Source organism: Luteimonas sp. AC640a (assembly GCF_979256585.1).
In genome coordinates, this window is sequence record NZ_CEEDOV010000007.1 from 788,925 (window position 1) to 806,997 (window position 18,073).

An 18,073-nucleotide genomic window follows, 5' to 3' on the forward strand; every position below is an offset into this window, starting at 1 on the left:
CCGACCCCATCGGCGACATCCGGACGTTCACCCATCCATGCACGCGTACGCCACGCCCGCGCTTCCAGTCCGCCCGGTCTTCCCGGCCACGTCCGCAGCACGTAACCTGGGGACCATGCCCGACATCGCCAGCCAGCAGGCGCCGCCCGGCGACGATGCCTTGATGCAGGCGTGGGTCGCGGGCGATGTCGCCGCGTTCGAGACGCTCTACCGCCGCCATCGCGACAAGCTCTACCGGTTTCTCGTGCGCCAGTTGCGCAACAGCGCGCTGGCTGACGAGGTGTTCCAGGACATCTGGCAGCGCGTGATCGCCGCGCGCGCCGACTGGACACCGGACGCATTGTTCACGACGTGGCTGTACCGCATCGCCCACAATCGCCTTGCCGATCACTGGCGCGCCGCGCAGCATCGTCCACCGCCGCCCGAGGATGCGGACTTGCGTACCGCGCGCATCGTCGATCCCGATTCGCCCGAGCGTCAGCTGTCGCAGTTCGAGCAGCGTCGCCAGCTGCAGCTCGCGCTGGCGGCATTGCCGGACGAGCAGCGTGAGGTGGTGCTGCTGCGGCTGGAACAGGAACTGACGCTGGAGGAGATCGGCACGATCACCGGCGTCGGCCGCGAAACCGTGAAATCGCGATTGCGCTACGCGATGGACAAACTGCGCACGCTGCTGAACCCATGAACCGATCCGACCGCGAACCGCTGACGCCCGAAGAACGCACGCTGGCCGATCGCCTGGCGCGTGACAGCAGCGCCGCGTCGCCGTCCGCCGCGCTGGACGCGGTGATCCTCGGCGCCGCACGCGAGGCCGCAGACACAGCGCCAGCGCAGCCGCAGGTTGACGCCAAGCAACGTCTTGCGTCGCCGCGTCGTCGACGCTGGCCGTTCGCCGCGGGTATCGCCGCATCGCTGGCATTGGCGATCGGCATCGCCTGGCAGGTGCGACCAGTGCCCGACATTGAAATGCGTGCCGCATCGGAAATGCCCGCGCAAATGTCTGCGCCCGCAAATGCGCCAGCGCCGGAGGTGCTGCGGTCGCGTGAGACCGCGCCGCCGCCCGTCGCCGAGCCCGCGCCGTTGCCGGAGGCGGCCGCAGACGATGCACCAACGTCTTCAGCCCCGGTCGCGGACGAAGTGAAGCCTGCCGCATCGATGCACAAGGAGACAGTTGCGGCCGATTCCATGGACACCGTCTCGCCGTCAGCGCCTGCGCGTGCGAATCAACAACAATCTTTGGAGCGGGTGACCGCGTTCGGCGCCGAGATGCATCCAGCCGACGCACCGCCACCACCGCCTGCAATCTCCGCGGCCGTCCAGGCTGTGCCTGCACCCGCGCCTGCCCGCGCCCTCCCGCCGGCCCCGCCCTCGCCGCCCGCACCGATGCAGGCGCCTGCGGATGCATCGGCGAGACGCGCGGCGCCGACAGCGCCTGCGCCTGCAGCAGCGCGACAGACACGTGCACAATCGCAAGCACCGATGCTCGAATCGATCGACGACGGTCCTGACGATGGCGATCCGCCCGCGTCGGCAGACGCCCCCGAGGTCCGCGCCGCCTGGCTGGCCCGCGTGCGCGAGCTGCTCGACGCCGGCCGCATTGGCGAAGCGAAGGCGAGCCTGGCCGAGTTCCACCGCCGCCATCCGCAGGCCGAACTGCCGCCGGATCTGCGCGCGTTGCTGGACTGATGCCGCTCGATACCCTGGCCGGCCCGGTCGACCACACGCTCGAGGTCAAGCACAGCCGCTTCATTGCGCATGCGGCGCCGGTCGAGGATGCAGGCGGCGCGGCGGCCTTCATGCAGCAGGTGCACGTGGCCGAAGCCACCCACAACTGCTGGGCCTGGCGCATCGGCGATCAGTACCGCTCCAGCGACGATGGCGAGCCCGCAGGCACCGCAGGGCGGCCGATCCTGGCCGCGATCGATGGTCAGGGCTTTGACCGCATCGTGGTCGTCGTCGTGCGCTGGTATGGCGGCATCAAGCTGGGCGCGGGCGGGCTCGTACGTGCCTATGGCGGCTGCGCGGCCGAGTGCCTGCGCATCGCGCCACGCATCGCGCTGGTGGAAATGGCGACGTTGCATCTGCATGCGCCGTTCGACGCGATCGGCAGCGTGCACGCCGCGCTGCCGGGCGCGCTGGCAGTCAAACGCGAGGAGCGCTTCGACACCCAGGGTGTATCGCTGGTACTGGACCTGCCCGCCGATCGCGTCGAGGACTTGAAAATCCGTCTGCGCGATGCCACCCGTGACCGGGTCCGCATCGACGACAATGGCTGATGGCATTCCGATCCCCACGCACCGCGCCTGACGCCGGCGAACCCAAGTCGCGCATCAGCGCGCTCAAGACCCTGTGGCCGTTCGTGATGCGCCAGCGCGGGCTGTTTGCCGCCTGGATGGTCGCGCTGGCGCTGTCGTCGGCCGCAACGCTGAGCCTGCCGATGGCGGTCAAGCAGATGATCGACCACGGCTTCACCGGTGGCGACCAGATCGACCGCGCGTTCGCGCTGCTGCTCCTCGTCGCGATCGCGCTGGCGGTGTTCACCGCGGCGCGGTTCTTCTTCGTCTCGCTTCTGGGCGAGCGCGTCGTCGCCGACCTGCGCAACCGGCTCTACGGCCATCTGCTTGATCTCGACCAGACCTTCTTCGAGCAGACCCGCAGCGGCGATCTCGTCTCGCGCCTGAGCGCGGACACCGAACTGCTGCGCGCGGTCGTCGGCTCGACGATGTCGGTCGCACTGCGCAGCACCGTGATGGTGATCGGCAGCGTCGCGATGCTGGTCGTCACCAGTCCGCGGCTCGCGGCGTTCACCCTGATCGGCATTCCGCTGTTCGTGCTGCCGCTGGTGCTCGGCGGCCGCAAGCTCGCGAAGATCTCGCGCCAGAGCCAGGATCGCGTGGCCGATGCCAACGCGCTCGCCAACGAGACGCTGACTGCGATCCGCACCGTGCAGGCGCACGCGCGCGAGCCGTGGGAGCGCGGGCGCTTCGGCGACGCGGTTGCGCAGTCGGTTGCCACCGCGCGCCGGCGCATCGGCCTGCAGTCGATCATCACCGCGGTCGCGATCACGCTGATCTTCGGCGCGGTGACGGTGGTGCTGTGGTCGGGCGCGCACGATGTCATCGAAGGCCGCATGACCGCCGGCACGCTGGGCCAGTTCGTGCTGTACGCGCTGTTCGGCGCAGGATCGGTCGGCGCCCTGGCAGAAGTCTGGAACGAACTGCAGCGCGCAGCGGGTGGCATGGGCCGGATCGGCGAACTGCTGGTCGAACATCCCGGCATCCGCGCACCGGACGCGCCGGTGAAGTTGCAAACGCCGGTGCGCGGCGAGTTGCGCTTCGACGACGTGCGTTTCCACTATCCGTCGCGCCCGGATGCACCGGCGCTCGAGCATTTCAGTCTGCACATCGCGCCCGGCGAGACCGTCGCGCTGGTCGGGCCGTCAGGCGCCGGCAAGAGCACGGTGCTGTCGCTGCTGTTGCGCTTCCATGATCCGGCCGAGGGTTCCGTCTCGATCGATGGCGTCGACATCCGCGGGCTCGACCCCGCAGCGCTGCGCGACCACCTGGCCCTGGTGCCGCAATCGCCGACGATCTTCGCCACGAGCGCCCGCGAGAACATCCGCTACGGGCGCCTGGATGCCAGCGATGCCGACCTCGAAGCCGCGGCGCGCGCAGCCGAAGCCGATGCCTTCATCCGTGAACTGCCCGACGGTTACGACGCCCAGCTGGGCGAGCGTGGCGCACGCCTCTCCGGTGGCCAGCAGCAGCGCATCGCGATCGCCCGCGCCCTGCTGCGCGACGCGCCGGTGCTGCTGCTCGACGAAGCAACCTCCGCGCTCGATGCGCAAAGCGAGTTCGCCGTACAGGAGGCGCTGGCGCGCCTGATGGAAGGCCGCACGACGCTGGTCATCGCACACCGGCTGGCGACGATCCTCAAGGCCGACCGCATCGTGGTCATGGACCGCGGTCGCATCGTCGCCCAGGGCACGCACGATGAACTACTCGCGCAGGGCGGGCTCTACGCGGAGCTGGCGCGGCTGCAGTTCATCGACTGACCTTGCGCACACGTGGCCCGTTCGACGGGTCTCGTTGCGCGCTTCCCGTCCCGCGTCAGCAGTTCCGGACCGACGGCGTCCACACCGCGCAGCGATCTCACCGCGTGGTCGGCTGCATGCCGCAGCATCGCCGGTGCGATGTAGCGGCGATGCATGCCGCTGATCGCCGCCATGTAGAGACGCCCGAATGTATTGCGGGTCCGCACGCGCGTCGCCATCGTGCAGACGAGCGCACCATCGGGCCGGATGCGCACGCCGATGCAGGTTCGGAACATCAGATGTTTGTCGTCGGCGCCGAGGATGACTTCGACGCGGCGCCCGTCGTCACTGTGGCGCTCGGAGAGCATCGGATGCCGGCCATCAAACTTCAGCGGCGCATCGGGTGTCAGCAGCGAAGATGCAGGACAGCCGAGTGGCGAGGTGCGCAGACCCGCGGGCCGCACCAGTACATTGCGCATCGCCATCAGGCGCGACACGCCATCGGGTGGATTCGCGACGAAGCCGGTCAGCAGATGATCCATGACGCGCGCGGGTGTCGCGCCGTGGACCTGCGCCGCGTCGAACCGCAGCGCCACCTGGTCCTCGTGTGCGATACGTCCCGGCAATTGCGATTGCAGCAGCGAATCCGCATCCACGGCGCTCGCGACGACATCGCGTCCGCCGCCATTGTCCGCGCGGAAGCCCGCAGCAGCGCGGCGCTGCGCGATGCCCGCGCGCAGACGCCCCATCGCGCCGCGCACCCCGGCACAGAAGCGCGCGTCGATCGACGCCGGCGGTGCATGTAGTGACAGGGCCGTGGTCGCGATCGATGCCGGATTGCGCCCTGCCGCATCGAGCAGCGCCTGCACCGGCAGCGGCAATATCTCGGTCAGCGCGGGAATGTCGGCCGTGTTGCCGAGCACGCGTGCCTGTGTCGCCGCATCGAGACCGCCAGCGGTCTCATCGGGATGGCAGGACAGCGCGAACAAGGTGGGATGCGGACCGCCCGGACGCGCGGCGATGAACTGGTGCCAGGTGCCGCCGCCGAAGCGTACCGAGAACAGGCAATCCGGTGGCACTTCGACCACGTGCAATGCATCGAGGAACGCGCGCGGATCGGCATCGATCTGCCGCTGCGACGCAGTGGAGAACCGCAGGTGCGCGCCGGCGCTGCCGGACACCGCGGTGAACATGCGGTTGCCGGCGTGGCGATGGAACGGGTGCCCGTTCGCGCCGACGCCGAAGGTGTACAGCGACGAGGGGTCGCCACGCGCGAGATCCATCGCACCGAGCCGCGTCGACGGCTCGTCCAGCGCATCGACGAAAGCCGGATGCGCCCGTTGCCGACGCAAGGCATCGCCGATTGCGACATCCCCCTGCCCCGGCGCGAACTGCGCGATCAGCGTGACTTCGACCGGCAATCCACCGCAGTACGACGGCAGGCGCACCGACGGAAACGTCGACGACGCACGGATCGCAGTGAACGCCGCACGCGGCGCCGAAGCCGTGCGCAGCGCATCGCCAGCCACCGCGTTCAAGCCGCGCCCGCCTTGCGACGCTCGCGCTTGAGCGGTCTCGCGACCGGACACACTTCCGCCGCCCACGCAAAGATCGTGTTCGCCAGCCGGTCCGGCACCAGCCGGAAGAACACGAACTGGCCGCGCTTCTCACGCTCGATCAGACCGGCCTCTTCCAGCACACGCAGATGGCCCGACAGCGCCGGCTTACTGAACTCGAAACGCGTGCCGATCTCGCCCGCGGTGAGTTCACCGGCATTGAGATACGCCAGGATCTGGCGACGTGGCGTCGATGCGAGGGCTTCGAAGACCCGCTCCATGTTGGCATCCAGTTAACTAATTACCTAATTAATTACGCCGTTGATGGTGTGGTGTCAAGTCTGTTCGATGTCCGCGGCCGGCAGCACCGCTGTGATCGGCGTCAGGCTGCGATCTGTCGAGCGCGGGCTTGCTGACTGCGTTGGCCGCGCTGCGGGACGAGGCACGGCTGCGAGTGTCTGGCTTTAGCTTTAGCTCTAGCTGTAGCGCTAGCTGTGGCCTTGGCTCTGGCTCTGGCTCTGGCTTCGAGCTTTTGATCTCAATCGAGCCGTAAAGCGAGCCGAGCATCGCAGGGCGCCGGGGTCGAAGAGCAGCCCATGTCTGAGCGCAGCGAGTTTGGGCTGCGTGCCCCGTCGTCCGAGAAGCGCAGGGGACCGCCGCGGCTGTATCGCGGCGGATCGCGTCCGGCGAAGACGGTTTTGCTTACTTTTGCCAAGACAAAAGTAAGCCGCGCGACAGCGCGGAAGCCCTGTACTTGATCTTCGCTCTCTGCGAGCGATTCGCTTGGCGACAGAAAGGCTCAACGCCAAGGCTGAGAAGCGAGAGGCAAGTGCACGGCTTTCGCCCGCTGCGCGTGCGAGTCCCTTTTGGATGGACCCAAAAGGAACCAAAAAGTCCCTTCGCCGGACGCGAGCCGATGCGATACGGCCGCATCGGTGCCCTCCGCTCCTCGCCTGACGCGGCACGCAGCCCAAACTCGCTGCGCTCAGACATGGGCTGCTCTTCGGCCACGCCAGGCTCCGGTGCTCGGCTCGCTCTACGGCTCGATTGAAGTCAAAGGCTGAAAGCCAAAGCCAAAGCCAAAGCCAAAGCCAAAGCGGAAGCCTGAGCAACAACGAAGCCAGGCAGAGTCGCGACTACTTCGAAGAAACCCCGGACACCCGAAACGCCGCCAATGCACCCACGAACGCCGGCGCCAACGCCATCGACCCGAACACCCCCTGCTGCGTGCCACTGAGCACCCGCAACATGTGCCCGCGTCCCCCCGGCAGATTCCCTATCGGCCGGAACGCGACATCGCGCACCTTCGCGATCATGTCGCGCTCGGATTGGAACACCGGCGTCAGCCACCGGCTCCAGAACTGGTAGATCGCAACATGCCTGCGCCTGACGCGCGCGTACGTGGCCAGTGCGTCGGGCAATGCCTGTCTCCGCAACGCATCACGCAAGGCTTCGGCATCGAGGAGCGCCATGTTGACGCCCTGCCCCAGCTGCGGACTCATCGCATGCGCGGCATCGCCGAGCAGCACCCAGCGGCCGCGATGCCACTGCGTCAGCGTGACGTCACGATAGGTCGCGCGGGCAAGGTGTGCGTGCGTCGTCGTAGCACTGAGCAGGCGCGCGGCTTCGGGCCAGATCGCGGTGACCGTGTCGCGCCAGTCGTCGAGCGCAGCGGACTGCCAGCCGTCGAAGGCGGCGATCGGCAGGCTCCAGAAGAAGCTGAGCCGCTGGGTCGCATCACCCGGACGCGTGCCGACCGGCAGCAGGCCGATCATCCGGCGCGCGGCGACATAGCGTTGGCGGAGTTCATTCGAATGCGGCCAATCATCGGCATCGAGCAGGCACCACAGTGCACCCCAGGGATAGACCGCGTCGCGCCGCACGCCATCGAGCCGACCGCGCAGACGCGAGGCGGCGCCGTCGGCCGCGAGCACCAGATCGAAGGGGCCGTGACGACTGCCTTCGGCATCGCGCAGCCAGCGATCATCCGATTCGTCCGGACCTTCGATGGTGATGCCGGCATGCAGTTGCACCGTCTCGTCGCGCGCCTGGTCGAGGATGGCGAACAGCGCACCGCGCTGCATGCCGATCCCGCACAGCCCCGCGTCGAGTCCGGCGTAGCGCATGTCCATGACTGCGCGGCCGCAGGGCGTTTCGCCGTACAGCCGATCGACACGTGCGCCATGCGCGAGCACCTGGTCGAGCAGCCCCATGCGCCACAGCACCTGCAGGCCGGTGGGCTGCAGCAGGAAACCCGCACCCACTGGGCCCGGCTCGGATGCGCGTTCGAAGACCTCGAGGCGATGTCCATCGCGTGCCAGCAACACCGCTGCGGCCTGCCCGGCCGTGCCGTAACCAACGATGGCGATACGCAATGACGTCATGACGACTCCGCAGCAGGGCGGCCAGCATATCCGGCACGCCGCGGATTCCGGCAGCCACAGGCATCGCGCACCCCAAAACAAAGGGCCGCCCTGTTGCCGGGGCGGCCCTTGTCGATCAGACGATGACGCGATCAGTGCGTCGGTCGTTCGTCACCGTCTTCTTCCAGCCGGCGATCACGCTCGCGTACTGCTTCGAGACGCGGATCCGGCTCGTCGAGTTTGTCGCCCAGCACGCGCCGCACGATGATGAAGAACACCGGGATCAACAGCAGTCCAAGGAATGTGGCGAACAGCATGCCGCCGATGACGCCGGTGGCCAGTGCGTGACGCGCGCTGGAACCTGCGCCACTCGACAGCGCCATCGGCGTGACGCCCATGATGAAAGCGAACGATGTCATCAGGATCGGGCGGAAGCGCAGGTTCGCCGCGTCCACCGTCGCATCGCGAAGCGTCTTGCCTTCCTTGTACTGCTGCACCGCGAACTCGACGATCAGGATGGCGTTCTTCGCCGCCAGACCGATCACCGTCACCATGCCGATCTTGAAGAAGATGTCGTTCGACAGGCCCGGACGCAGCATCGTGAAGACCACGGCGCCGAGGATGCCGAGCGGCACGACCAACAGCACCGCGACCGGAATCGACCAGCTCTCGTAGAGTGCGGCCAGACACAGGAACACGACGACCACCGACAGCAGCAACAGCAGCGTCGCCGTGTTGCCCGCGATGATCTCCTGGTAGGACATGCCCGCCCAGTCGTAGCCGAAGCCTTCCGGCAACTCGTTCTCGACGATCTCTTCCATCGCGGTCATCGCCTCGCCCGTACTGCGACCGGGTGCCTGCGAACCGACGATGTTGATGGCCGAATAGCCGTTGTAGCGGGTCAGCGACGGTGTGCTGGCACCCCACTCCGGATTCACCACCGTGCTCAGCGGAATCATCGTCGGCGTGCCGTCGGCATTGGTCGACGCCGCGCTGGGTGTATAGAACCGGCCGATCGAACCGGGGTCGGTGCGGTACTGCGCATCGGCCTGCATGTTGACGCGCTTGATGCGGCCGTCGGACACATAGTCGTTGACGTAGACCGGCGCCAGCATCAGCTGGATCGCGCTGTAGATGTCGGTCACCGACAGCCCCATCGACTGCGCCTGGATCCGGTCGACATGCAACTGCAGCTGCGGCGCATCCTCGAGCGTATTCGGACGCACGCCCTGCAGGATGTCGGTCTTCTGCGCTGCCGCGCCCAGCAGCTGATTGCGGGCCTGCTGCAGTGCCGCGTTGCCGGCGCCGGTCCGGTCCTGCAGATACATGTCGAAGCCGCCGAACTGGCCCAGACCCTGCACCGTCGGCAGATTCACGACGAAGATCGTCGCGTCCTGCACGCCCTGCAGCGCGCCGTTGGCCTCGCCGAGAAATCCGTTGATGTCGACGTCGCGCTCGCCCCAGTCCTTGAGCTTGATGAAGCCCATGCCGACGTTCTCGCCCTGACCGACGAAGCTGAAGCCCGCAACCTGCAGCATCGCCTCGTAGGACGGGTTCTGCTCCAGACGTGCGCGCACGTCCTCGAACACCGCATTGGTGCGCTGCAGGGTCGAGCCCGGGGGCAGTTGCACGATCGCCAGCGCGTAGCCCTGGTCTTCCTCGGGCACGAAGCTCGATGGCAGCTTGATGTAGAGGAACCCGCAGACCACACACAGCACTGCGAACACCGCCATCCAGCGCGGTGCATGACGCACGGCGCTGCCGATGTGGCCGACATAGGTCGCGTTGACCTTGTCGTAGTACTTGTTGAACGTGCGGACGATCACGTTGCTCTTGCGCTCGCCAGGCGGCGCGTGCTGCTTGAGGAACGTCGCGCACAGCGCCGGCGTGAAGCCGAGCGCGAGGAACGCCGAGAAGCCCATCGCCACCGCGATCGTGATCGCGAACTGCTTGTAGATTTCGCCCGAGGCGCCGCCTTGCAGCGCGCTGGGAATGAACACCGCGGCCAGCACGACGGTGATCGCGACGACGGCGCCGGTGATCTGGTCCATCGCCTTCATCGTGGCTTCGCGTGGCGGCAGGTGTTCCTCCGCCATGATGCGTTCGACGTTCTCGATCACCACGATCGCGTCGTCGACCACGATGCCGATCGCCAGCACCATCGCGAACAGGGTGAGCTGGTTGATCGTGTAGCCGAGCATGCTCAGGCCGAGGAAGGTGCCCAGCAACGCGATCGGGATGACCAGTGTCGGGATGATCGTCGCGCGCAGGTTCTGCAGGAACAGCAGCATCACCAGGAACACCAGGATCACCGCCTCGATCAGGGTCTTGATGACTTCCTTGATCGACAGGGTGACGAACGTGGTGGTGTCGTAGGGCTTGAACCAGTTGATGCCCTGCGGGAACGACGGCTGCAACTCGTCCATGCGCGACTCGACCGCAGTGGCCACGGTCAGCGCGTTGGCGCCGGGCAGCAACTGGATGGCGAATGCGCCGGTGGGCTGGCCGTTGTACTTGGTGTCGAAACCGTAGCCGGATGCGCCGATCTCGACACGCGCGACGTCCTTCAGACGCACGGTCGCGCCCTCGCTGTCGGCGCGCAGGATGATGTTCTCGAACTGTTCCGGCGTGCTGAACCGGCCCTCGGCCGAGACGGTCGCGGTGAAGCCCTGGCCTTCCGGCGCGGGATCCGAGCCCACGGAGCCCGCGGCGAACTGCACGTTCTGGCCACGCACCGCGGCCATGACTTCCGTGGCCGACATGCCGTAGCCCTGCAGCTGGTCCGGGTTGAGCCAGATGTTCATGGCGTACTCGGAACCGAACTGCTGGGTGCTGCCGACGCCCGGCACGCGCGCGATCTGCTCGAGCACGCGCGAACCGATCAGGTCGTTGAGCTGGTTGCGGCTGACCGACGGGTCATCCGAACGCAGACCGATGACCATCAGGAAGCCGGCGTTGGCCTTGGCCACGACCACGCCCTGCTGGGTGACCTCGGTCGGCAGGCGCGGCGTGGCCAGCGAGACCTTGTTCTGCACCTGCACCTGCGCGATGTCCGCGTCGGTACCGGTCTCGAAGGTCAGGGTGACGCTGGCGCGGCCCGAGGAACTCGACGTCGAGCTGAAGTACAGCAGGTTGTCGATGCCGGTGAGCTGTTGCTCGATGACCTGCGTCACCGCGCGCTCTGTGGTGTCGGCGCTGGCGCCGGGATAGGTCGCCGAGACGGTGACCTGCGGCGGTGCCACGCTCGGGTACGACTCCACGCCCATGTTCAGCAGCGAGATCACGCCCGCGAGCGAAATCAGGATGGAGACGACCCAGGCGAAGACCGGGTGGTTGATGAAGAACTTGGGCATGGCGGATCAGTCCTGCGTGTCGTTCGCAGCGGGCGCCTGACCGGCGGCATCCTGCGGCGGTGCAGCGGTCGCGTCTTCCGCCGGCGCAGGCGCGCCGGTTTCGCCTGCCGGCTGGCCTGCCGGCGCTGCGCCTGCAGCGGGCGCGGCCTTGTCCTGCTCCGGCGTCCAGGGCTTGGGCGCGACCACGGCGTCGGGACGCGCCTTCGGCACGCCGCTGACGATCACGCGCTCACCGGCCGTCAGGCCTTCGGTGATCACCCACATGCCGTCCTGCGCGCGGTCGGTGCGAACCGGCTTGCGGACCACCTTGTCGCCTTCGCCCGCAATCAGCACGTAGGCGGTATTGGCGTCGCGCAGCACCGCGGCCTGCGGCACCAGGAACACGCCGCTCTGCTGGCCCATGTTCGCGCGCAGCGTCACGTAGACGCCCGGGAGCAAGCGGCGATCGGGATTGGGTACCGTCGCACGCAGCTGGATGGCGCCGGTCGCGGGATCGACCACATCACCGGAGAAGTCCAGGGTGGCCATCTGGTCGTGCACGGAGCCGTCGGCGAGGACGATCTCGACCCGGCCAGCACCGGCCTCGCGATCGAGCGGCATCGCGCGGATGCGGTTGAAATCGCCGGCGCTCATCGAGAAGTTGATGTACAGCGGATCGATCTGGTCGACCGTCGTCAGCAGCGTGGAATCACCCTGCCCGACCAGCGCGCCTTCGGTGACCTGCTGCTTGCCGGCGCGGCCGGAGATCGGCGAACGCACGGTGGCGTAGCCGAGATTGATCTGCGCGGTCTGCGTCGACGCGCGGGCGGCCTGCAGCGCGGCTTCGGCGCTGCGCTCGGCGGCGATCGCGTTGTCGAGATCCGACTTGGAAATGAAACTGGTCGGCGCCAGCTGGCGCGCGCGGTCGGCGGCGGTCTTCGAATTCGCGTAGTTGGCCTGCGCCTGCGCCTGCGCGCCCTGGGCCGTGCCCAGCGCGGCCTGCAGCTGCGCTGGATCGATGCGGAACAGCACGTCGCCTTCCTTGACGTCGCTGCCTTCCTGGTACACGCGACGCTCCAGCACACCCGGCACCCGGGCGCGCACATCGGCGCTGCGGAACGGCGCCAGACGGCCGACCAGTTCCTGCTCCAGCGCGACGCTCGTCGGCTGCACCGTCATCACACCGACTTCGGGCGGCGGCGGCGCGGCCTGCTCCTCTTGTTGACCGCAGGCGGAAAGTGCCGCAGCGAGCACGGCAATCGAGAGGAGTCGGCGCATGGGGAGAGACCTGGGAGAGGTGGGACGGGATTTACTATACCGGCCAGTATAGCTAATTCAGATTGCGGTTCGCACCGTGAAAGAAGTCATTGGCGCGGTCGCCGACGCGATGCTGCGTTGCAGGCGATGCGAAAGCGGTGAAAACGAACCTTGCTCACCGAATGAATCAAGTTCATAATCCGCGCCGCTCCGGGTCCATTCAGGTTGCCATGCCGCCTCTCTCTGCCGCCGTCGCACGTCGCCAGCGCGAAATCGTCGCGCGAGAGCGCACCCTGCTCGACGCCGCCCAGGCGCAGATCCAGCGTGACGGATTGCTGTCGCTGCAGATGGCACGCGTGGCAGAGGAATGCGGCTATGCGATCGGCACGCTGTACAAGCATTTCGCCAGCAAGGAAGACCTGCTGGTCGCGCTGGCGACGCGCAACAGCCTCGACCGCGTGGAACTGTTCGAACGCGCCGCCAAATGGAACGGCCCGACCCGAGAACGCATGCTCGCCGTCGCGCTCGCCGACATGCTGATCCTCCGCGAACAGCCCGAACATTTCCGCCTCGCCCAGTTCGTCTGGACGGACGTGGTCTGGGGCGCCGCCTCGGACGAAAGCCGGCGACGTGCGCTCGAGGCCTGCGAGCCGCTGGCCACGCTGATCGACGGCATCGCCGCCGAGGGCCGCGCTCGCGGCGAGCTGCCCGCATCGGTGCTGCCTGTGGGTGCCCTGATGATGGGCCCCTGGACGATGACCGTCGGCATGCATGCGCTGGTGCAGCAGCAGGGTCTGGTCGACACCGCCGTGACCGGCGATCCCTATCGCCTGCTGATCCGCCAGCTGCAATACCTGTTCAACGGCTACGGCTGGCAACCGATCTTCGACGCCGAGGACGATGCCGCGCTCGATGCGCTGATCGCCTGCGTCAGCCGCGACGTTTTCGATACCGACTGGTCCAGCATCGCGCCCGACCTGCCGCCTCCCCTTCCTCTTTCCTGACGGAAACCGCCCATGTCCAGGACCGAAACCCCATCCACGCCACGCAAACCGCGTCCCCGTTTGCGGATGATCGTGATGCTGATCCTCGTCGCCGTGATCTTCGGCGGCGTCTTTCTGGCTAAGGCCCTGATGGGCAAGGGCATGAACGACTTCTTCGACAACATGCCGCAGCCACCGGTCGCGATCACGACCTTTGATGCCGCGCAGCAGTCGTGGTCGACACCGCTCGAAGCGGTCGGCACGCTGGTCGCGGTCAACGGCACCGACGTCACGACCGAAGCCGGCGGTGTGGTCCGCAAGCTGTCGTTCGAGCCCGGCCAGCCGGTCAAGGCCGGCACCGTGCTGGTGGAACTCAACACCGACAACGAACTCGCGGTGCTGCGCTCGAGCGAAGCGGCCGCGAAGCTCGCCGTCGTGCAGCGCGACCGCTGGCGCGAACTCGGCGAGACGCAACTCGTCTCGAAAGCCGAAGTCGAAGAACGCGCGACACAGGCGGCGACGTCGATCGCGCAGGTCGAGGCACAGCGCGCCCTGATCGCGCAGAAGACCATCCGCGCACCGTTCGATGGCGTGCTGGGCATCCGCAAGGTCAACCTCGGCCAGTTCATCTCGCCGGGCACGCCGATCGTCGGTCTGCAGCAGCTCGATCCGATCTTCCTCGACTTCACCCTGCCCGAGCAGCAGCTGCCGCTGATCAATACCGGCGCGACGCTGCAGGCGGTCGTCGATTCGCTGCCGGGTGAGCAGTTCGAGGGCACGATCACCGCGATCGAACCGTCCGTCGATGCCGGTACGCGCAACTTCATGGTGCAGGCCACGCTGGCCAATCCCGACGGCAAGCTGCGCCCGGGTGCGTTCGCGCGTGTCGGCCTCGCGGTCGGCGGCGAGCAGGACGTAGTGGTGATTCCGCAGACCGCGGTCACCTTCAATCCCTACGGCAATGCGGTGTACGTGGTGTCGGAAAAGCCGGTCGATCCGGAAGCGCCCAAGGTCGAAGGCGAAGACGCGCAGCAGGGCCCGACCCTGATCGTGCGCCAGCGTTTCATCAAGACCGGCGCGACCCGCGGCGATCTGATCGCGGTCACCGACGGCCTCAAGCCCGGCGAGCGGGTCGCGACCAGCGGTCTGCTCAAGCTGCGCAACGATGCCGTCGTGACGATCAACAACAAGGTGCAGCCGAGCGCGGACGCCGCGCCGACGCCCGAGAACCGCTGATCGCGATCGCCGCTGCCTGATCGATGTGTCCGGGCGCCCTGCGCCCGCCCCGCTCCCTGACCCGCGCGACACCGCGCGGGGGAGACCGAGATGAAATTCACCGACATCTTCATCCGCAAACCCGTGCTGGCGATGGTCGTCAGCCTCTTCATCCTGCTGTTCGGCCTGCGCGCGTTTTCCGAACTCAACGTGCGCCAGTACCCCGAGCTGCAGAATGCGGTCGTCAACATCAGCACGACCTACTTTGGCGCAGACGCCGACCTAATCCAGGGCTTCATCACGACGCCGCTGGAACGTGAAGTCGCGAGTGCCGAGGGCATCGATTATCTGACCTCGACCAGCTCGGCCGGTGTCAGCGTGATCCAGGCCTACATCCGGCTGGATTACGACCCGAACGAAGCGCTCACGCAGATCGCGGCCAAGGTCAACAAGCTGCGCAGCGAACTGCCGGCCGAATCGGAAGATCCGGTCATCGATCTGCAGCAGGGCCAGCAGGTCGCGGCGATGTACGTGTCGTTCGCCAGCGACGCGCTCAACGACAACCAGATCACCGACTACCTCACCCGCGCCGTCGAACCGACGATCGCGACGATTCCCGGCGTGCAGCGTGCGGAGATCATGGGCCCGGGCTCGTTCGCGATGCGCGTGTGGCTGAAACCCGATCGCATGACCGCGCTCGGCGTCACCGCGAGCGACGTGTCGACCGCGCTGCAGTCCAACAACGTGCTGTCCGCGCTGGGCTCGACCAAGGGCCAGATGGTGTCGGTCGATCTGACCGCGCGCACCGATTTGCGCACGCCCGAGGAATTCCGCGCGCTCGTCGTGCGCGAGGCTGATGGCGCGATCGTGCGGCTCGGCGACATCGCCGATGTGGTACTGGGTTCGGAAAACTACGGGTCGTCGGTGCGCATCAACGGCGCCGCGGCGACGTTCATGGGCATCTACGTCTCGCCGGATGCGAACGCGCTCGACGTGATCGCCGAGGTGCGCAAGGCCTGGGACGAGGAGATCGTGCCGCAGTTGCCCGAAGGCATCGAAGCGACGATTCCATACGACAGCACCGAGTCGATCCAGGACGGCATCAACGAAGTCATCCGCACGATCATCGAGGCGGTGATCATCGTCATCGTGGTGATCTACCTGTTCCTCGGCTCGTTCCGCAGCGTGTTGATTCCCGCGGTCACCGTGCCGCTCTCGCTGGTCGGCGCGTTGTTTCTCATGCTGCTGATGGGCTTCACGATCAACCTGTTGACGCTGCTGGCGATGGTGCTGGCGATCGGCATCGTGGTCGACGACGCGATCATCGTGCTGGAGAACATCCACCGGCACATCGAAGAAGGCATGACGCCCTTTGATGCGTCGATCCGCGGCGCGCGCGAACTCGCGTGGCCGGTGGTCGCGATGACCACGACGCTGATCGCGGTGTACCTGCCGATCGGTTTCCAGGGCGGTCTGACCGGCGTGCTGTTCACCGAATTCGCGTTCACCCTGGCGGGCGCGGTGTTCCTGTCGGGCATCATCGCGCTGACGCTGACGCCGATGATGTGCGCGAAGATCCTCAAGCCGCATGGCGAGCACAGCAAGAGCAAACTGGAGAAGTGGCTCGACCGTCGCTTCGATTCGGTCGAGCGCGGTTACCAGCGCAGGCTGCACGGCGCGCTGCAGACGCGCGCGGTGATCCTGACCTTCGGTGCCATCGTGCTGGTCTCGTGCGTGTTCCTCTACATCGGCGCGCCCAAGGAACCGGCGCCACCGGAGGACGAAGGCTTCGTGTTCGCGATCGGCAGCGCCGATGCGGCCAGCACGCTCGACTACGTCGAGGGCTACACCGAGGAGATGACCGCGGTGGTCGAGCAGATCCCCGAGATCAACGACTTTTTCCTGTTCAACGGCGGCATGGGCGGCATGGGCGGCAGCAACAGCGCGATGGGCGGCTTCGTCATGAAGCCGTGGAGCCAGCGCGAGCGCTCGACCAACCAGATCCTGCAGCAGGACCTGCAGCCCAAGCTCGCCGAGATCACCGGTCTGAACATCTTCGCGCTGGTGCCCCCGTCGCTGCCGTCGGCCGGTGGCGATGGGGGTGGCGAATTCCTGATCGGCGGTATCGGCTCGCTGGAACAGCTGTCGGAGATTGCCGACGAAGTGGTCGCACGTGCGCAGGCCAGCAGTCGCTTCATCTTCCTCGACAAGGATCTGAAGATCGACAAGCCGCGCGTGGAAGTGCAGATCGATCGCGACAAGGCGGCGCTACTCGGCATCGACATGCGCACGCTGGCGGCCGACATGAGCGCGCTGCTGGCCGGCGGTTACGTCAACCGCTTCGCGATGCAGAACCGCTCCTACCGCGTGATCCCGCAGGTGCAGCGCAGCGACCGGCTCAACGCCGAACAGCTGGGCAACTACTACACCCGCACGCGCGACGGCGATCTGATTCCGCTGTCGACGGTGATCTCGTTCAAGGAGAGCGCGCAGCCGCAATCGCTCAAGCGCTTCCAGCAGCTCAACGCGGTGGGCATCACCTTCGCGCCGCGTCCCGGCGTGACCAAAGGCGAGGCGTTGCGCGTGCTCGACGAGATTGCCGCCGACGTGCTGCCGCAGGGCTACAGCGTGGACTACGCCGGCGAGTCGCGGCAGTTCAAGCAGGAAGGCACGACGATGCTGATCACCCTCGCCTTCGCGCTGGTGATCATCTTCCTGGTACTGGCCGCGCAGTTCGAGAGCTTCCGCGATGCGGTGATCATGCTGGCCACGGTGCCGATGGCGATCAGTGGCGCGCTGCTGGTCCTCAATGCGCTGGCATTGCTGTCGGGCGTGCTGCAGTTCGCCGGCATCGAGGCCTTCCCCGGCATGTCGATCAACATCTACACGCAGGTGGGTCTGGTGACGCTGGTCGGCGTGATCTCCAAGCACGGCATCCTGATCGTGGAATTCGCGAACAAGCTGCAGGTCAACGAAGGCGTGCCGAAAGCCGAGGCCATCGAACGCGCCGCCGCGATCCGTCTGCGCCCGGTGCTGATGACGACGGCCGCGCTGGTGTTCGCGATGGTGCCGCTGTTGATCGCCAGCGGCCCCGGCGCCGCGGCACGCTTCTCGATGGGTCTGGTGATCGCCGCCGGCATGTCGATCGGCACGGCGTTCACCCTGTTCGTGTTGCCGGCGTTCTACCTGCTGCTGGCCCGCGACCACAGCCACGATCGTGAAGCGACCGAAGCACAGAAGGCGGAACGTCGCGACGACGACGATCTGACGCCGGCGCCGCAGGGGCGTTGAGTCTCGCCAACAGGTGAAATGGAAAAGGCGCGACTTCGGTCGCGCC

At 67.1% G+C, this 18,073-nt stretch carries 12 protein-coding genes; 7 read left to right on the forward strand and 5 right to left on the reverse strand.

What is annotated here, in order from left to right:
* Positions 1–115: 115 nt before the first annotated feature.
* The 4 genes from ACZ9YD_RS07835 to ACZ9YD_RS07850 are packed head-to-tail and all read left to right on the forward strand — an operon-like array spanning position 116 to position 4,051.
* Positions 116–682 carry an RNA polymerase sigma factor gene (locus ACZ9YD_RS07835; protein ID WP_465074563.1) on the forward strand — a complete coding sequence of 189 codons (567 nt, stop codon included), beginning with the start codon at positions 116–118 and terminating at the stop codon, positions 680–682.
* The gene (locus ACZ9YD_RS07840) at positions 679–1,683 is read left to right on the forward strand and encodes a hypothetical protein (protein ID WP_465074564.1); all 1,005 of its coding nucleotides are present in this window, start codon (positions 679–681) and stop codon (positions 1,681–1,683) included. Before ACZ9YD_RS07835 ends, ACZ9YD_RS07840 begins: the two co-directional genes overlap by 4 nt.
* Entirely contained in the window at positions 1,683–2,273 is a 591-nt protein-coding gene (locus tag ACZ9YD_RS07845) for an IMPACT family protein (protein WP_465074565.1), read from the forward strand. The genes ACZ9YD_RS07840 and ACZ9YD_RS07845 overlap by 1 nt, the downstream gene beginning before the upstream one ends.
* Positions 2,273–4,051, forward strand: a complete 1,779-nt coding sequence (locus tag ACZ9YD_RS07850; protein ID WP_465074566.1) for an ABC transporter transmembrane domain-containing protein — start codon at positions 2,273–2,275, stop codon at positions 4,049–4,051. Before ACZ9YD_RS07845 ends, ACZ9YD_RS07850 begins: the two co-directional genes overlap by 1 nt.
* Here ACZ9YD_RS07850 and ACZ9YD_RS07855 read toward each other — a convergent pair.
* The 5 genes from ACZ9YD_RS07855 to ACZ9YD_RS07875 form a co-directional block, all read right to left on the reverse strand.
* Positions 4,015–5,559, reverse strand: coding sequence for a DUF2867 domain-containing protein (locus ACZ9YD_RS07855; protein ID WP_465074708.1), 1,545 nt, complete (start codon positions 5,557–5,559; stop codon positions 4,015–4,017). The genes ACZ9YD_RS07850 and ACZ9YD_RS07855 overlap by 37 nt on opposite strands.
* 5 nt (positions 5,560–5,564) lie before the next feature.
* A complete protein-coding gene (locus ACZ9YD_RS07860; protein ID WP_465074567.1) occupies positions 5,565–5,867 on the reverse strand; it encodes a metalloregulator ArsR/SmtB family transcription factor in 303 nt (100 codons plus the stop codon).
* An 855-nt stretch (positions 5,868–6,722) separates the two neighbouring features.
* Positions 6,723–7,970 (reverse strand): FAD-dependent oxidoreductase, encoded by a 1,248-nt coding sequence (locus tag ACZ9YD_RS07865; protein ID WP_465074568.1) that lies wholly within the window; start codon positions 7,968–7,970, stop codon positions 6,723–6,725.
* A gap of 131 nt (positions 7,971–8,101) precedes the next feature.
* Positions 8,102–11,302: a multidrug efflux RND transporter permease subunit gene (locus tag ACZ9YD_RS07870; RefSeq protein ID WP_465074569.1), complete on the reverse strand. Its 3,201-nt coding sequence runs from the start codon at positions 11,300–11,302 to the stop codon at positions 8,102–8,104.
* A gap of 6 nt (positions 11,303–11,308) precedes the next feature.
* Entirely contained in the window at positions 11,309–12,559 is a 1,251-nt protein-coding gene (locus ACZ9YD_RS07875) for an efflux RND transporter periplasmic adaptor subunit (protein ID WP_465074570.1), read from the reverse strand.
* Between the two features lie 209 nt (positions 12,560–12,768).
* Between ACZ9YD_RS07875 and ACZ9YD_RS07880 the strand changes: the two genes are divergently transcribed.
* The 3 genes from ACZ9YD_RS07880 (at position 12,769) to ACZ9YD_RS07890 (ending at position 18,027) form a co-directional block, all read left to right on the forward strand.
* Positions 12,769–13,542, forward strand: a complete 774-nt coding sequence (locus ACZ9YD_RS07880) for a TetR/AcrR family transcriptional regulator (RefSeq protein ID WP_465074572.1) — start codon at positions 12,769–12,771, stop codon at positions 13,540–13,542.
* A gap of 12 nt (positions 13,543–13,554) precedes the next feature.
* A complete protein-coding gene (locus ACZ9YD_RS07885) occupies positions 13,555–14,757 on the forward strand; it encodes an efflux RND transporter periplasmic adaptor subunit (protein WP_465074573.1) in 1,203 nt (400 codons plus the stop codon).
* Positions 14,758–14,847: 90 nt separating this feature from the next.
* Positions 14,848–18,027: an efflux RND transporter permease subunit gene (locus tag ACZ9YD_RS07890; protein WP_465074574.1), complete on the forward strand. Its 3,180-nt coding sequence runs from the start codon at positions 14,848–14,850 to the stop codon at positions 18,025–18,027.
* The last annotated feature ends 46 nt before the right edge of the window (positions 18,028–18,073 follow it).

Bases quoted from the DNA above. Each gene is read 5' to 3' on its own strand.
- ACZ9YD_RS07850 (WP_465074566.1), top strand. From the start codon at position 2,273: ATGGCATTCCGATCCCCACGCACCGCGCCTGACGCCGGCGAACCCAAG.
- ACZ9YD_RS07885 (WP_465074573.1), top strand. From the start codon at position 13,555: ATGTCCAGGACCGAAACCCCATCCACGCCACGCAAACCGCGTCCCCGT.
- ACZ9YD_RS07835 (WP_465074563.1), top strand. From the start codon at position 116: ATGCCCGACATCGCCAGCCAGCAGGCGCCGCCCGGCGACGATGCCTTG.
- ACZ9YD_RS07890 (WP_465074574.1), top strand. From the start codon at position 14,848: ATGAAATTCACCGACATCTTCATCCGCAAACCCGTGCTGGCGATGGTC.
- ACZ9YD_RS07860 (WP_465074567.1), bottom strand. From the start codon at position 5,867: ATGGAGCGGGTCTTCGAAGCCCTCGCATCGACGCCACGTCGCCAGATC.
- ACZ9YD_RS07840 (WP_465074564.1), top strand. From the start codon at position 679: ATGAACCGATCCGACCGCGAACCGCTGACGCCCGAAGAACGCACGCTG.
- ACZ9YD_RS07870 (WP_465074569.1), bottom strand. From the start codon at position 11,302: ATGCCCAAGTTCTTCATCAACCACCCGGTCTTCGCCTGGGTCGTCTCC.
- ACZ9YD_RS07875 (WP_465074570.1), bottom strand. From the start codon at position 12,559: ATGCGCCGACTCCTCTCGATTGCCGTGCTCGCTGCGGCACTTTCCGCC.
- ACZ9YD_RS07880 (WP_465074572.1), top strand. From the start codon at position 12,769: ATGCCGCCTCTCTCTGCCGCCGTCGCACGTCGCCAGCGCGAAATCGTC.
- ACZ9YD_RS07865 (WP_465074568.1), bottom strand. From the start codon at position 7,970: ATGACGTCATTGCGTATCGCCATCGTTGGTTACGGCACGGCCGGGCAG.
- ACZ9YD_RS07845 (WP_465074565.1), top strand. From the start codon at position 1,683: ATGCCGCTCGATACCCTGGCCGGCCCGGTCGACCACACGCTCGAGGTC.